Raw genomic sequence first — 15,180 nt, forward strand, 5'->3', positions numbered from 1 at the left:
CTTGCCCACAGATGCCGTACCTAGCTTGAAAAAAACACTCTGTTCCTTCAGGTCTCTATTTCAAGATCTATTAAAAATTATCTTCTATAATTGTAACGTTGCAAGTGAACTTAAGTCCAATAGGTCATGATAGGATTATTTCGTGAAAATGTTAGTATTGCACAGCAAAGCATCAGGAGCCAATTACTGCGCACCATTCTGACCGTATTTATCATTGCAATTGGTATCACAGCTCTTGTGGGTATATTAAGTGCAGTAAACGCTCTAGAACGTACTCTTAGCGACGGGTTTACTGACATAGGAACAAATACCTTCAACATACAACGGTATTCCCAGACTTTCCAACGCAGCGGCGGCGGTGAAGTGCGCAAGATAAATCCAATCGTTAGTTATACAGATGTTAGAGAATTTGAGGATAACTACTCCTTCCCAGGAGCTCAAGTAGGAGTTTCTTTCCAGGCCACCTCTCAAGCCGAGGTTAAAAGCGAGGATCGAAAAACGAAACCCAAAGTCATCGTCACTGGTATCAATGAGCATTTCATAAGTAACAGCGGTACAAAAATTTTAGATGGTCGTGCTTTTTCAGCATCTGATATAGAAAACAACAGCCGGGTTGCACTTGTAGGGAGTGATATGGAAGATGCCTTATTTCAAGGCTTAAATCCTATTGGGCAAACCATTAGCATCCGTGGTAATAAGTTTACCGTGATCGGTTTATTAGAAGAAAAAGGGTCCACATTTGGCAACAATGTGGATTTAAGAGTTTTGATACCTATAGGTGTAGCACGCAGTATTTACACCTTACCTAATATTAGCTATGACTTGAGCGTCAAAGTATTGAATCAGCAATTGATGGATGCAGCTAAAGATAAAGCGACCTTACTCATGCGCAGTATACGAGGATTAACTCCGGTAGAAGAAGATAATTTTGGTATCATTCAACGGGATGAATTAATGTCGTCTGTAGATGAAATCAGCATTGCGCTGAATGCCGCTGCTATTATCATCAGTGTGATTACCATATTTGGAAGTTCCATCGCTTTAATGAATATCATGCTGGTTTCAGTAACAGAACGTACTCGCGAAATAGGTGTTCGTAAAGCTCTAGGCGCCAAAAGAAATACGATCTCCTGGCAGTTTTTTATAGAAACTTTATTGATCAGTCAGTACGGTAGTTTGCTTGGGATTGTACTGGGAGTCTTGATCGGTTACGCGGTATCCGCAGGATTTGAGATCACATTTGTTATTCCTTGGACTGCAATTATTTGGGCTACTATCATCTCTATAGTCATCGCCATTTTCTCTGGAATCATCCCTGCCATTAAGGCTTCCCGATTAGATCCTATCGAGGCCTTGCGGTATGAGTAATATCATTACAGCCAGTTATACGTCGCCTGTGGGTGAACTGCTTATAGGAGTCTATAATAACCAGTTGTGTCTTTGTGATTGGGTTTATCGTAAACAGCGGCCAACCATTGACAATCGAGTACAAAAATTTTGTGGTGCTATATACAAAGAGGGAACACATGATGTGATAACATCGACAGTTCAGCAACTGGATGCCTATTTCAAGGGCGAGTTAAAACAATTTGACGTACCGCTTTTATGCTGCGGCACAGATTTCCAGAAAAGCATTTGGCAAGATTTACAGGATATTCCCTATGGGGAAACCATGTCGTATGCATCGCTTTCGCGAAAGCGGAACAATCCTAAAAGTATTAGGGCAGTGGCAGCAGCTAATGGTGCAAATGCTATTTCAATTCTAATTCCTTGCCATAGAATCATCGGCAGCGACGGATCGCTTACTGGGTATGCCGGTGGGTTGAGAGCCAAAGAAGCACTACTCCAGCTAGAAGGCATCGATCTCTATAATGGCCAGCAAAGCTTATTTTAAAAGCCGTTCTTCTCTTTGCCCATTTCCATCAAATCATCAAAGTAACGGAATAAGTCCCCCTTAGTGATTACAGCGCCGGACTCGATAAGTTTAAATTTATCAGCATTAGGATCTTCACCATAAGCCTTGGTAGCAGTAAATATCTTAACCTCTTCGTCTAATAAATTGTTCTGAAGCCATTTGTAACCTGTAGGTGTGGTAATATCTATTTTCTCATCACCTACAATGATGGAGATCAATCCCATTTCTTTTTCTCTGAGTTCAAAGAGGTTCATGGTATTAGGACTGATGTGTTCTAGAAATTCCGCTTTGCCTAGCACACCTTCCCAAACCAGGTCTGAGAATATATCAATCTCTTCCTCAGCAACTTCTGGCTTATTGGCTTTGATTTCCTCCCATTCTGTAGCAGTAATGGTTTGAGTAGCCAAAAAGTTGATGAACTCTGGGTGTAGTTCTTCTAATTGTTCTTTAGTAAGTCTTCTGTACTTCATAAGATGTAATAAAAAAGCCGTTCCAAAAAATGGAACGGCTCTGTTATAATTCAATTGGTGTTATCCTTTAGTAGCGACAACTTCAAATGTAAAGTTCGTTTGCACTTCACGGTGAAAACGGATCGTAGCTTCGTACTGACCCAATCTCTTGATGTTACCACCAGCGATAGAGATAAATTTCTTATCAATTTCCACACCTTCTTTAGCTAGAGCGTCAGAAAGATCAGCAGTAGTTACAGAACCGAAAAGTTTGTCACCTTCTCCTGACTTAACAGCCATTTTAAGGTCCATTCCATTCAATTTGTCTGCTTGTGATTGAGCAGCCTTGATATTTGATGCTTCTTTGTGAGCACGTTGCTTCACAGTTTCAGCCAGTTGCTTTTTTGCACCAGGAGTTGCCATTACAGCTTTTCCTTGTGGGATCAAAAAGTTACGTCCATAACCAGGCTTAACGGTAACGAGGTCATCGGTAAAACCTAAATGCTCTACGTCTTGTTTTAGTATTAGTTCCATTAGTATAGTCTGATTAAATTATTTTAAAAGATCTCCTTCAAACGGCATCAATGCGATGTGTCTACATCTTTTGATAGCTACTGCTACCTTGCGTTGATATTTTAATGAAGTTCCAGTCAAACGTCTAGGAAGAATTTTTCCTTGCTCGTTAACTAGACCCATCAAGAAATCTGGATCTTTATAGTCAATGTATTTAATACCGCTGCGTTGAAAACGACAGTATTTTTTTCTCTCTTGAGTCTCGATCTTCAAAGGGGATAAGTAACGGATATCTCCGTCCTTTTTACCTTTGGCTTGTTGTTGTAATGTTGCCATAATTAAGCTTGAGATTTTTTAGACATTCTACTTCTTCTTTTTTCTGCCCACTCGATAGCATATTTATCAAGTCGTACAGTAAGGTATCTCATCACGCGCTCGTCACGACGGAATTCGACCTCATAGTCATTGATTACCTCACCTGGTGCGGCAAATTGGAATAAGTGGTAAAATCCACTTTTCTTGTTGTCGATTGTGTAAGCCAATTTTTTTAGGCCCCAATCTTCGTTAGCTACCATTTCGGCACCGCGGTCAGTAAGAAATTTCTCAAACTTCTTTACTGTTTCCTTTACCTGATCATCAGATAAAACGGGATTCAAAATGAAAACAGTTTCGTATTGATTCATGTTACATTAATTTAAAACGAGTGCAAAAATACTCTTTTTATAGAATTCACACAACATTATTTTGTCTTGAATAATGCGACAACTTAAAACTACAATCAAATCATAAGATTCGTTAAAAAAGCTAGATCTATCGATAAAACGTAAAAGCAATTTGCATTTCGTCTTGAAAGGTAGTAGTATTGTGTAATACTTTTATGGTGTAACGCTTATGACCGATACTATTTTAAAATGCTTTGTGGTCGATGATTCCAGCATTCAACGATTAGCCATCGTTAAACTTATAGAAAACCATCCTAATCTCAAGCTAGCGGGAGAATTCAGCAATGCCATAGAGACTAAAGCGGCGATTAAGGACGCTGGGGTTGACTTGATATTTCTAGATGTAGAAATGCCCATCCTTACGGGATTTGATCTTCTAGATGACATCACTGAAAAGCCAGGAGTCATATTTGTAACGGGTCAGACAAAATATGCCTTTAAGGCTTTTGACTACTCCGCTATAGATTATTTACAAAAACCTATTAAGAAAGATCGTTTCCTTTACGCCGTTGAGCGCGCGTTGCTCGCACACAAGATGCGTACTGAAATGGTAGAAGATAAAGGTGAATTCATCTTTGTCAAAAGCAACCTTAAAAAACGTAAAGTATACCTTAAAGACTTGAAGTTTATTCAAGCTCTTGGAGATTACGTAAAACTAATTACCGAAACTGAAAGCTTAGTGGTTTTGTCCACTATGAAATCTTTTGAAAAGCAGTTACCTGCTGAAGATTTTTTAAGAATACACAAATCTTACATCGTCAACTTGCGACGCGTAGAAAAGTTCAATTCCAAAGCAGTTGAACTAGACTCTGAGGTTCTTCCTTTGAGCCGCAATCGCAAAGCAGATCTTGTAGAGGCTTTGTCACAATTTTAAATACTACTACCCAAGGTAGGAGAAGACCTGTTCAAATTGAGCAGGTTTTTTTTATGCAAAAAAGTTAAAAGTTTTTTTCGCTTTCGCGAAAGCGTATTCTCCATAAACCTAATAACAATCCACATCTATATTGCATCGCACTGCACGAAATTGTTTGATCGATTCAAAGCTGCGACGCACTTTTGAAATAAATCCTTTGATGGTTTCCGGATGATGTTTCTTTCCCATTTTTACCAACGCATGAACATGGTACAAGTTCCGGATGCGGGAAACTGGCGGGAATTCTGGCCCTAATACCTCTACTCCATGCTCGATCTGATTCAACGCATTGACAAACCACTGTCCTGCTTGTAGCGTCGTATTATAATCACGATGCTTAAAAGTTATTCTTATCAAGCGCTGGTAGGGCGGGTACTTGAATTGATATCTATCCTCCAACTGTTCCGTAAACATGGTAGAGTAATCGTAGGTACTCACTTGTTGAAGAATTCTATGATCTGGATTGTAGCTTTGAAGCAATACCAGGCCACGTTTCTCTGTTCGACCTGCGCGCCCAGCTACCTGAGTTAGTAATTGAAAACAACGTTCATGCGCCCTGAAGTCAGGAAAATTGAGCATCGCATCTGCATTAAGAACTCCTACCAGACTCACATGTCTAAAATCCAAGCCTTTAGTAAGCATCTGCGTTCCTACTAGACAATCCACTTCTCGACTCTCCACTTGATCAATCAGCTTTTCATAACTGTACTTACCGCGTGTGGTGTCTAAATCCATTCTAGCTATTTTTCGAGAAGGGAATAATTCTTTGAACTCCACCTCTATTTGTTCCGTACCGAAGCCTTTAGTATCTACATCACTGCTGGAACAAGCCATACATGCCAGCGGGATAATGGTGTGATAGCCACAATAATGACAACGCATCTGGTATCTATGCTGGTGAACGGTAAGACTTACATCGCAATTAGGGCATTGAGGGGCATGACCACATGTGTTGCATTCCATAATGGGTGCAAAACCTCGACGGTTTTGGAAAAGGATGACTTGATCGCCTTGATCAAACGCATGATTCATATGATCGATGAGCGAATCAGAAAAATGATGAGTCATTCTTTTTTTACGGTGCTTTTCCTTGATGTCAATCATATTGATTTCTGGCATCAAAACGTTGCCATACCTATGCTTCAATTCAACCAAGTCAAATTTACCGATGGTGGTATTGTAATAGGTTTCTAGCGCCGGAGTAGCACTGCCTAAAAGAACTTTGGAATTCTTTAATTTCCCCAACACAATAGCTGTATCCCTAGCGTGGTATCTAGGCGCTGGATCAAACTGTTTGAAGCTGGTCTCATGTTCCTCGTCCACAATTACAAGGCCTAGATTTCTAAAAGGAAGCAATAAAGCACTGCGAGCACCTATCACAACATAAGGCTCCTTAGCTTCTAGAACTAAGCTCCACACTTCCTGACGCTCATTCAACGAATACTTAGAATGGAAAACTAAAACCTGGTGCTTGAAAAAATATTGTAGTCTAGAGATGAGCTGGGTTGTCAATGCAATCTCAGGCAGTAAGTAGAGACACTGCTTTCCCTGTTCCAGCATCTCTTGGATAAGCCTAACGTAAATTTCTGTTTTCCCGCTAGAAGTTACACCGTGCAAAAGGACTGTTTTGTCGTTTTCAAAACTTGTTTTGATTTCAGCTAGCGCTTTCTCTTGGCTGTCATTTAATACATACAACTCATTTCCCGATTCTACATCCATCAACATGCGACTTACTTCTTGCTCTGTTTCTAAAAGTATTGACTTTTCTACAAGCGATTTGATCACAGCACGACTCACCCCTGCCCTAGTTTCTAAATCCTTGCTTTTCACCAGTCGATTTCCGGCACGCATCATGAATAATGTCATGATAGCCTGACGTTGTTTAGGTGCACGTGTCAGAGAATCCAATAGTTCTCGCAATACTTCTTCATCAGCATACTCTTGAGACAGCTGAATGTATTTTTCAGTTTTGGCTTTATAGGTGTTGTAGAGTTCTTCTTGAATGAAAACCAAATCTTTCTCTAGCAATCCTTTTAAAATAGGTAAAACGGTTTTACGGTCTAAAATTCCCATCACATCTTCTACCTTCAATGCCTTGCGATTTTCTAGAGCCTCTATAATTAAAAACTCAGAATCTGTTAATTCATCATCAACCGCTGTCGTTTCCTCATTGCGTAAAATAATGGTTTCACTTTCTAGAAGTAATGATTTAGGCAAGGCTGCTTTCATCACTTGTCCCACGCTACACATATAATAGGAAGCTATCCATTCCCAGAATCGGATTTGACCCTCTTGCAGTATCGGTTCTTGATCAATAACAAATTCAATGTCTTTGATCTCGTAAGCAACCTCAATATTTTCACGAACGCCGACTGCTATACCAGTATATAATTTTGATTTTCCAAAAGGAACTGCCACCCGCATTCCTGATTTTATGGCTTGCGCATCTGCATCACTTAAGCTGTATGAGAAGTAACGCTCTAGTGGTAATGGTAAGATGACATCGAGAAAATAAGCCATAAAAAAAATCGGTTATGTAAAAATAACCGATTGCTTTTTTGTTGCCAGATACTGGCTCAGTAATTTGTCAAAAACTTATAGGCGTTCCCATGTTTGCGTGCGGTAGAGAAACAATACATAACCTCGTACCATTAGTACGTCAGGATTGTCCTCATTCAACCAGATTTTACAGTCATAAGATTTACCGTTTTCAGGATCGATAACCGTTCCTTCTTTGTACATCTTGCCTTGCTTTTTAAGGTCTTTGATAATCACCATTCCCTCAATAGGTTGGTCTTTCAATTTCCCTTCACATTCAACACATTTGGGATTTTCAGGAGCATCCTTAGCAAGTACTTTCAATACTTTACCGTAGTACGAATCTCCCTTTTTATAAATTTCTACATGAGATTTTACTTCACCTGAGTTTTCATCAATAGTTTTCCATTTTCCCGTAACGTCTTGAGAGTACGCTTTCGCGAAAGCGAAAAACACCAGCATCATAATTGCAATATTCTTCATTTGAAAGGTATTAGAAAGCCCATGAATTTCATGGGCTTTGAGTGGTTTAACTAAGATCTGATTAGGATCCTAACATTCCTTTTTTAAGATCTTTATCTGCTGGACTATTACCCAACCAGATTCCGAAAAGTGCTTTTTTGAAATCCAATCCTTCAATTGTTCCTAACAACTTCCCGTTCTTGTGAGCCATAGTTCCTTTACCTGGCACATAAGAAATCTGAAATTCGTTTCCTTTTACAATCTCTTCATTGAAGAATCCAATGAACTTGTTGATTCTAGGTTGTAACATTTTACGTTCTGCAGAGGATGCACTGTTTTCAAAACCTTCAGTGATAGACTCAATCATTTTGTCTTGAGTAACCAGTTTGCTCACAATATCAAGTGTGATTGCCATAGGCTGATCAGCGTTGACAAGAGTTGGCCCGCTTTTAGACTTAGTAGTGGTATATAAACCACCTACATACAGATCAAAAACAAACTTTTCACGCAGTCCTGCGCCGTTAAGTGTTAGTTCTTTTCCATCTACGGTAACATTTTTCTCTACTACCACACCTTCAATGGTCATTTGGGCAGAAGCTGTATAAGTTCCTAATGCGGCTACAGCTATTAAAAGTAATTTTTTCATGATTTCAGATTTAATATTTTAAATATAGTATTATCATTTCAAATTCCGTGCCTTTAATGATCTGATCGATGCATTTAGTTCAAAACCCAAAAGTAAAATATTGGCGCTCAGCCAAATATAGATCATCAAAATCAGGAGTGCACCTATAGAACCGTAAATTTCATTATAAGAGGCAAAGTTGTCAATATACAATCCATATAAATAGGAAGACAATAGAATCAACAAAGTGGTTATCACAGATCCTATCGAGAAGAAACGTGTTTGTCTACCTTCTTTTGTTCCAGTATAATACAGAGTAGATACAAAAACATAGAGCAAGAATATAATTGTTACATAACGCACAATGATCAAACCAATCTCTGTCGAACTTTGAGTCATAAAATCTTGTGCTCTAAGCAGAGCAATCCAGTATTCCACCACACCAAACAATACAATAGATATTAATAAAAACAACGTAAGCAGTAAAGACACACCAACTGATATAAAATACTGCCGCAACATATTCCTATTAAAGGAAGAATGATATGAACGTTCAAAGCCATCAAAAATGGCATTCACCCCATTGCTCATAAAAAATAAGGAAGTAATAAATGCCACCGTCAACAGTCCGGTGTTTTCTTGCAGTGCGATTTCTCTAAAGATGTTATCAAATGATCCTGCGGCTTGCGCTGGTAACAATCCATTCACGAATTCTAAAAATTGCACCTGAAAGTTGTCTACAGGCACAAAAGGAATCAAATTCAACATAAAAAGAATGAAAGGGAATATAGCCATAAAGAAGCTATAACTAATCGCACTAGCTCTTAAGGTGAATGCTCCCTGAACGATTCCCATACTATAAGTTTCCCATAAATCATAGGCGGTCATCCCTTCAAATCCAGGAAGTCGTGCCCTGCTGGAAACAGAAACAAACCAGGAGACCAATGGTATGCGGTCCAGAACTTCCTTTAATTTAGTCATGCATGGCTTTCAAACTGAGGTCCATATTATAAACGCTGTGTGTTAATGAGCCACTAGAAATGTAATCCACCCCACATTCTGCATATGCACGGGCTGTATCTAGAGTAATACCACCACTGCTTTCAGTCAAACATCGATCGCCTATTAATTCGACGGCTTTACGCGTATTTTCAAAGTTAAAATTATCTATCAAAATACGGTACACCTTGTTCGACTTCAAAATCTCTTCGATCTCCTCTAGGTTTCTGGCTTCTACAATAATCTTGAGGTTTTTATCGGAATCATTTAGGTAGGCCACTGTTTTTTCAATTGCTTTAGTGATTCCACCTGCAAAATCGATATGATTGTCCTTTAACATGATCATATCGTACAACCCATACCTGTGATTGACTCCACCACCAATGGTTACCGACCATTTTTCCAACAATCGTATTCCCGGTGTGGTTTTACGAGTGTCCAATATTTGGGTTTTAGTTCCTTCTAAAACTTTTACGAACTCATTTGTCTTGGTGGCTATTGCGCTCATACGCTGCATGCTATTCAACACGAGGCGTTCTGCCATCAAGATGGATCGAGAAGACCCAGATACATAGAAAACCTCGTCGCCATAGGATACGTGATCCCCATCTTCTTTCAACTGTTCTATAGATAATGCAGGATCGACGTGGTGGAATACCGCTTTCGCGAAAGCGACTCCAGCAATCACTCCTTCATCCTTCACTAGCAAACGTGCTTTCCCAGTCGCAGTGCGAGGAATACAAGCCAGACTACTATGATCACCATCACCTACATCTTCCCGGAGAGCATTAGTGATAATCCTATTCACTTCTTCTTCAAACAGGGGTCCGCTATACTTCATTACTATTTTTTGCTCGGTTTATTCCCAAAAGTAAGGTTATAAGGGCAATCCCTTTATATTACTTAAAGATTTTACCTTTGTCGTATGAAGATTATTTTACTGGCAGTTGGAAAAACGGACGATTCTCGCATAGCAGATTTAATTAAAGTGTACGCTGATCGCTTGCAGCATTATATCAATTTTGAATTAGAAATCATTCCGGATCTTAAGAAGACTAAGAACCTGAGCGTGGATCAACAAAAAACGCTAGAAGGTGAATTGATCCTAGGAAAAATTCAAAACAGCGATTTCGTAACGCTTCTTGATGAAAAAGGGAAAACATATTCCAGTCTTCAATTTGCTCAACTGATCAACAAACGCAGTCTCTCTGGCATGAAACGATTGGTTTACGTGATAGGCGGGCCATATGGTTTCTCTGCTGAGGTGTACAGTCGCGGCAATTCCAAACTCTCATTAAGCAGCATGACATTCTCCCATCAAATGGTGCGCTTGTTTGCTGTAGAGCAACTGTACCGGGCGTTTACCATTTTGAAGAATGAGCCTTATCATCATGAATAGCTAGTTCACTATATAAACAGACGACTAAGAGCTCTTAGTAAAACGCTGAGATTAGCTTTAGTTAATCACTTACAACCTTGTATTTTTGCATTCAAATCTCAACAATGCTTATACTAGGAATCGCAGGTGGAACAGGTAGTGGTAAAACCACAGTCGTGAGTCAAGTGGCTCATGAATATCCCGATAGCGATGTGACTGTAATTTCTCAAGATTCTTACTATAAAGACACTAGCCATCTTACTTACGAGGAGCGTGTCAAAATTAACTTTGACCACCCTAGCTCTATTGATTTTGACTTACTCAAAGAGCACTTACATCAATTGCGCGAAGGAAAAACTATAGATCAACCGGTGTACTCCTTTGTGGAACATAACCGGACTTCAGAAATTGTAAAAACCGCGCCCAGTAATGTGGTGATCGTTGAAGGAATTTTGATCTTGACCCAACCAGAAATTCGGAATTTGTTCGATATCAAAGTCTACATTGATTGCGATAGTGACGAACGGTTGATCCGTCGATTGAAAAGAGACATTTCTGATCGTGGTCGTGATCTAGATGAAGTTTTAGATCGATATCAAACCACTTTGAAACCTATGCACCAACAGTTTATAGAGCCTACAAAAGCCTATGCTGATGTCATTATTCCTACCAATAGATTGAATGAGGTAGGTGTTAAAATCTTGCGTTCGATTTTAGATCAGAAATTAGGCTAAATCCGTATCTTGGAATTTATGAAATGGCAACAACTCAAGAAGAAGTGGTATTTCAATAAATACCTAATCATAACGGCATTTTTTATAGTCTGGATAGGTTTTTTAGATACCAATGCCTGGTTCACCTCTCATAGAGCACTGGACAAACAAATTAATGAAAAAGAGCAAACAGCAGATTTCTACATGCGTGGAATTGCCGCTGATAAAGCACGCATCCAGCAGTTACAAGATAGTGTTGGCTTGGAGAAATTTGGCCGTGAGCGCTACTTGATGCGCAAGGAAAATGAAGAAGTCTACATCATTGAATATGCAGACTCCATAAAACAAAACGATTGATGAAGAAGCACTTATTTGATGAATTTCAACCAGTATCGGAAGCTGCCTGGAAACAGAAAATCCAGATGGACCTTAAAGGCGCTGATTACAACCAGACGCTCGTCACCGCTACTGCTGAAAGTATCAACATCAAACCTATTTATCATGCAGATTCGGCTCCAGTCATGGATATCCCTAATCGCGGGACTTCCAACAATGACTGGTATATTTCTCAAAAGATATATTGTGGTAATGCCAGAGCGGCCAACAAGAAAGCACTAAATGCTTTAAATCGAGGAGCTGAGGGAATTTTACTGGACATTCCAAATGCTGATATTGATCTGACTGTTTTATTGAAAGACCTTCCAGAAGAAGGTTTACAAGTTCACCCTCGATTTATAGATCTTGAGTTTCTCAAGAAACTGCACGGATTCCGTCCTAAAGCCTATGTTCACTTAGATCCCATCCATCAACTGGCCGCTCAAGGAAATTGGTTCAAAAATCAAGAGCAGGATCTCAAAAGCTATAGCGAGTTCCTCACCACCTTCAATGGTTATTTTTCAAACATTACGATCAATACGAGCACTTACGAAAAAGCGGGCGCAACAACTACCCAGGAATTAGCGTACTACGCTGCCCACTTGAATGAATATTTGAATCACTATTGCGATACTGGAAAGGAGCACGATAAGGACATTTATACCGCTTTCGCGAAAGCGAACAAAAGAATAAACATTGACACCACTATAGGTTCTAACTATTTCATGGAGATAGCGAAATATAGAGCCTACCGAATCTTGACCAAAACACTAGGCAAAGCCTATGGGATTGACAATCTAGGCTGCTATATCACGGCTACACCCAGTTTGCGCAACAAGTCCTTGCTAGATTATAATGTCAATCTATTGCGCACCACAACCGAATGTATGAGCGCTGTATTAGGTGGCGCAGATACCGTTCACAATTTACCTTATGACGCTTTTTTCAATAAGGAAAACGAATTTGGCGACCGCATTGCCCGCAATCAATTGTTGATACTAAAAGAAGAAGCTTATCTAAATAAAGTGGCTAATGCGGCAGATGGAACTTATTACATCAACTCGCTGACAAAAGAGCTTTCTGAAAAGGCTCTAGAACTATTGAAAACCATTGAGAATGGTGGTGGTTTGATACAATCCCTCTTTGAAGGTACGATCCAGCGTAAAATCAAAGAAAGTGATGCCGCTGAACGGGAACTTCTCAAAAAAGGCGGGAAAACGCTGGTAGGCGTCAACAAATTCCCAAATGCGGAGCAACCGCTTAAAAAGAAATATGAGATCTTACCATTTCAAAAAATTGAAGCTCGTAAAACCTTGATTCAACCTATTACTATGAAGCGTCTTGCAGAAGACCTTGAGAAAAATCAAATGCCGAAATGATGAACAAAAGAAAAGACATTTCCCAATTAAGCATTGATTTTGATAATCGACATGAGGTAAAAAATACTACTGCCCATGTGGATTCAAATTATGAAACATCAGAAGGAATCACGTTAAAAAAACTCTATTCTGAAGCTGATCTTGAAAACCTCGAACACCTGAACTTTGTAGCTGGTCTAGCTCCTAATTTACGTGGCCCCTACTCCACTATGTATGTGCGACGTCCATGGACCATACGTCAATATGCAGGTTTCTCTAGTGCGACAGAATCAAATGCATTTTACAAACGTAACCTTGCTGCTGGACAAAAAGGACTATCAGTAGCGTTTGATCTAGCTACTCATCGCGGTTATGACAGCGATCACGAGCGTGTCGTTGGCGATGTGGGTAAAGCTGGAGTAGCGATCGACAGCGTGGAGGATATGAAGATTCTTTTTGATTCCATACCACTAGATAAGATGTCAGTTTCTATGACTATGAACGGTGCCGTATTGCCTATTATGGCTTTTTACATCGTTGCGGCTATGGAACAAGGTGTTGACATCAAGGAATTAAGCGGTACGATCCAGAACGACATCTTAAAAGAATTCATGGTACGTAATACGTATATCTATCCGCCGACGCCTAGTATGCAAATTATCTCTGATATTTTTGAATACACGAGTGAGAAGATGCCTAAGTTCAATTCGATTTCGATTTCTGGTTATCATATGTATGAAGCAGGTGCGACCAGTGATATTGAGTTGGCTTACACGCTAGCAGATGGTTTGGAATACGTTCGCAAAGGTCTGGAAGCTGGGATGGACATAGACACCTTTGCTCCTCGCTTGTCCTTTTTCTGGGCAATTGGGATGAACCACTTTATGGAAATTGCTAAAATGCGTGCCGCAAGAATGCTGTGGGCTAAAATGATCAAGCAATTCAACCCTAAAAACTCAAAATCACTGGCGCTTAGAACCCACTGCCAGACTTCTGGCTGGTCCTTGACAGAGCAAGATCCATTTAACAATGTGGCGCGCACCACCATTGAGGCTGCTGCAGCGGCATTTGGCGGTACACAAAGCTTGCACACTAATGCATTAGATGAGGCCATCGCCTTACCTACCGACTTTAGCGCTCGCATTGCTAGAAATACACAAATCTATTTACAGGAAGAAACGGGAATTACCAAAACCGTCGATCCTTGGGCCGGCTCCTATTATGTAGAATCCTTGACAGATCAGATTGCTCATAAAGCATGGGAATTGATTGAAGAAGTGGAAGAATTGGGCGGAATGACAAAGGCCATCGAGGCAGGAATCCCCAAAATGCGTATTGAGGAAGCTGCGGCTAAAAAGCAGGCACGAATTGATTCTAACATCGATGTGATCGTAGGCGTGAATAAATACCCAAGTCCTGACGAGGATCACATGGACACGCTGGAAGTGGATAACGCTGCGGTTCGACTGGAGCAAATTGATAGGCTTGAACAAATTAGAGCAGATCGTGATGAAAATAAGGTCAAAGAAACCCTAGAAGCACTTACTACTTGTGCTAAAACTAGCACTGGAAACCTTTTAGAACTTGCCGTTAATGCTGCCAAAGAGCGCGCTACTTTAGGAGAAATTTCAGATGCTTTGGAGAAAGAGTTTGGCCGTTACCGGGCGACTATAAAGAGCGTTCAAGGGGTTTATAAAAAAGAAATTATGAATGATCCCGCTTTCGCGAAAGCGCAACAACTAGCAGATGCTTTTGCTAAAAAAGAAGGCCGTCGTCCACGTATTATGATTGCCAAAATGGGTCAAGACGGCCACGACCGTGGTGCCAAAGTAGTGGCAACAGGTTATGCTGATGTAGGTTTTGACGTAGACATAGGGCCATTATTTCAAACCCCAAAAGAAGCGGCTAAACAAGCTGTGGAGAACGATGTACATGTATTGGGGATAAGTTCGCTAGCCGCAGGACATAAAACTCTTGTCCCTCAAGTGATGATGGAACTTAAGAACTACGGTCGAGAAGACATTATGATCATTGTAGGCGGCGTAATACCACGCAAAGATTACGAGTTTTTGTTTGATGCTGGCGTGGCGGCGGTATTTGGACCAGGTACTAAAATCAGTTCTGCGGCTATTGATATTTTGACCTTGTTGGATCAGTAAAGAATAATGATAAAGTATTCCTAAAACACTAATTTCCAGTAAGCGCGATAAAATTCAAACG

At 40.1% G+C, this 15,180-nt stretch carries 17 protein-coding genes; 8 read left to right on the plus strand and 9 right to left on the minus strand.

Annotated elements, in window-relative coordinates; translation table 11 throughout:
• The first annotated feature begins 126 nt into the window (after nt 1–126).
• Both NMS_RS11780 and NMS_RS11785 read left to right on the plus strand, forming a co-directional pair.
• A complete protein-coding gene (locus NMS_RS11780; protein ID WP_041496966.1) occupies nt 127–1,368 on the plus strand; it encodes an ABC transporter permease in 1,242 nt (413 codons plus the stop codon).
• Nucleotides 1,361–1,894: a methylated-DNA--[protein]-cysteine S-methyltransferase gene (locus NMS_RS11785; RefSeq protein ID WP_041496968.1), complete on the plus strand. Its 534-nt coding sequence runs from the start codon at nt 1,361–1,363 to the stop codon at nt 1,892–1,894. Before NMS_RS11780 ends, NMS_RS11785 begins: the two co-directional genes overlap by 8 nt.
• On the opposite strand, the gene NMS_RS11790 is transcribed toward NMS_RS11785, so the two are convergent.
• From NMS_RS11790 to rpsF, 4 genes are read right to left on the minus strand one after another with little or no spacing between them, the layout of a single operon-like run.
• Nucleotides 1,891–2,385 (minus strand): DUF6495 family protein, encoded by a 495-nt coding sequence (locus NMS_RS11790; RefSeq protein ID WP_041496969.1) that lies wholly within the window; start codon nt 2,383–2,385, stop codon nt 1,891–1,893. The two genes, NMS_RS11785 and NMS_RS11790, sit on opposite strands and share 4 nt — an antisense overlap.
• Nucleotides 2,386–2,445: 60 nt before the next feature.
• Complete coding sequence (gene rplI / locus NMS_RS11795) at nt 2,446–2,898, minus strand: 50S ribosomal protein L9 (protein ID WP_041496970.1); 453 nt, start codon at nt 2,896–2,898, stop codon at nt 2,446–2,448.
• Between the two features lie 18 nt (nt 2,899–2,916).
• Nucleotides 2,917–3,213, minus strand: a complete 297-nt coding sequence (rpsR, locus tag NMS_RS11800; RefSeq protein WP_041496972.1) for a 30S ribosomal protein S18 — start codon at nt 3,211–3,213, stop codon at nt 2,917–2,919.
• A 2-nt stretch (nt 3,214–3,215) separates the two neighbouring features.
• Nucleotides 3,216–3,560: a 30S ribosomal protein S6 gene (gene rpsF, locus NMS_RS11805; RefSeq protein ID WP_041496974.1), complete on the minus strand. Its 345-nt coding sequence runs from the start codon at nt 3,558–3,560 to the stop codon at nt 3,216–3,218.
• A gap of 208 nt (nt 3,561–3,768) precedes the next feature.
• Here rpsF and NMS_RS11810 point away from each other — a divergent pair, with 208 nt between their 5' ends.
• Nucleotides 3,769–4,473: a LytR/AlgR family response regulator transcription factor gene (locus tag NMS_RS11810; RefSeq protein ID WP_041496975.1), complete on the plus strand. Its 705-nt coding sequence runs from the start codon at nt 3,769–3,771 to the stop codon at nt 4,471–4,473.
• 108 nt (nt 4,474–4,581) lie between these two features.
• Here the strand turns inward: NMS_RS11810 and priA are convergent, their stop codons facing one another.
• The 5 genes from priA to nadC all read right to left on the minus strand — a co-directional run bounded on the left by priA (nt 4,582) and on the right by nadC (nt 9,977).
• Nucleotides 4,582–7,032 (minus strand): replication restart helicase PriA, encoded by a 2,451-nt coding sequence (gene priA, locus NMS_RS11815; RefSeq protein WP_041496976.1) that lies wholly within the window; start codon nt 7,030–7,032, stop codon nt 4,582–4,584.
• 75 nt (nt 7,033–7,107) lie between these two features.
• Nucleotides 7,108–7,533, minus strand: coding sequence for a DUF2147 domain-containing protein (locus tag NMS_RS11820; RefSeq protein ID WP_052476954.1), 426 nt, complete (start codon nt 7,531–7,533; stop codon nt 7,108–7,110).
• Between the two features lie 61 nt (nt 7,534–7,594).
• A complete protein-coding gene (locus NMS_RS11825; protein WP_041496977.1) occupies nt 7,595–8,158 on the minus strand; it encodes a chalcone isomerase family protein in 564 nt (187 codons plus the stop codon).
• 33 nt (nt 8,159–8,191) lie between these two features.
• On the minus strand, nt 8,192–9,118 hold the full coding sequence (locus tag NMS_RS11830; protein WP_041496979.1) for a YihY/virulence factor BrkB family protein: 927 nt from the start codon (nt 9,116–9,118) through the stop codon (nt 8,192–8,194).
• Nucleotides 9,111–9,977, minus strand: a complete 867-nt coding sequence (nadC, locus tag NMS_RS11835) for a carboxylating nicotinate-nucleotide diphosphorylase (RefSeq protein ID WP_041496980.1) — start codon at nt 9,975–9,977, stop codon at nt 9,111–9,113. The genes NMS_RS11830 and nadC overlap by 8 nt, the downstream gene beginning before the upstream one ends.
• An 84-nt stretch (nt 9,978–10,061) precedes the next feature.
• Between nadC and rlmH the strand changes: the two genes are divergently transcribed.
• The 5 genes from rlmH to scpA all read left to right on the plus strand — a co-directional run bounded on the left by rlmH (nt 10,062) and on the right by scpA (nt 15,119).
• The gene (gene rlmH / locus NMS_RS11840) at nt 10,062–10,535 is read left to right on the plus strand and encodes a 23S rRNA (pseudouridine(1915)-N(3))-methyltransferase RlmH (RefSeq protein WP_041496981.1); all 474 of its coding nucleotides are present in this window, start codon (nt 10,062–10,064) and stop codon (nt 10,533–10,535) included.
• A 104-nt stretch (nt 10,536–10,639) separates the two neighbouring features.
• A complete protein-coding gene (gene udk, locus NMS_RS11845) occupies nt 10,640–11,248 on the plus strand; it encodes a uridine kinase (RefSeq protein ID WP_041496983.1) in 609 nt (202 codons plus the stop codon).
• 18 nt (nt 11,249–11,266) lie between these two features.
• Entirely contained in the window at nt 11,267–11,584 is a 318-nt protein-coding gene (locus NMS_RS11850) for a hypothetical protein (protein ID WP_041497710.1), read from the plus strand.
• Nucleotides 11,584–12,981, plus strand: coding sequence for a methylmalonyl-CoA mutase subunit beta (locus tag NMS_RS11855; protein WP_041496984.1), 1,398 nt, complete (start codon nt 11,584–11,586; stop codon nt 12,979–12,981). The genes NMS_RS11850 and NMS_RS11855 overlap by 1 nt, the downstream gene beginning before the upstream one ends.
• Entirely contained in the window at nt 12,978–15,119 is a 2,142-nt protein-coding gene (scpA, locus tag NMS_RS11860; protein ID WP_231862392.1) for a methylmalonyl-CoA mutase, read from the plus strand. Before NMS_RS11855 ends, scpA begins: the two co-directional genes overlap by 4 nt.
• The last annotated feature ends 61 nt before the right edge of the window (nt 15,120–15,180 follow it).

The sequence above is a fragment of the Nonlabens marinus S1-08 genome, from assembly GCF_000831385.1.
Classification (GTDB): Bacteria; Bacteroidota; Bacteroidia; order Flavobacteriales; family Flavobacteriaceae; genus Nonlabens; species Nonlabens marinus.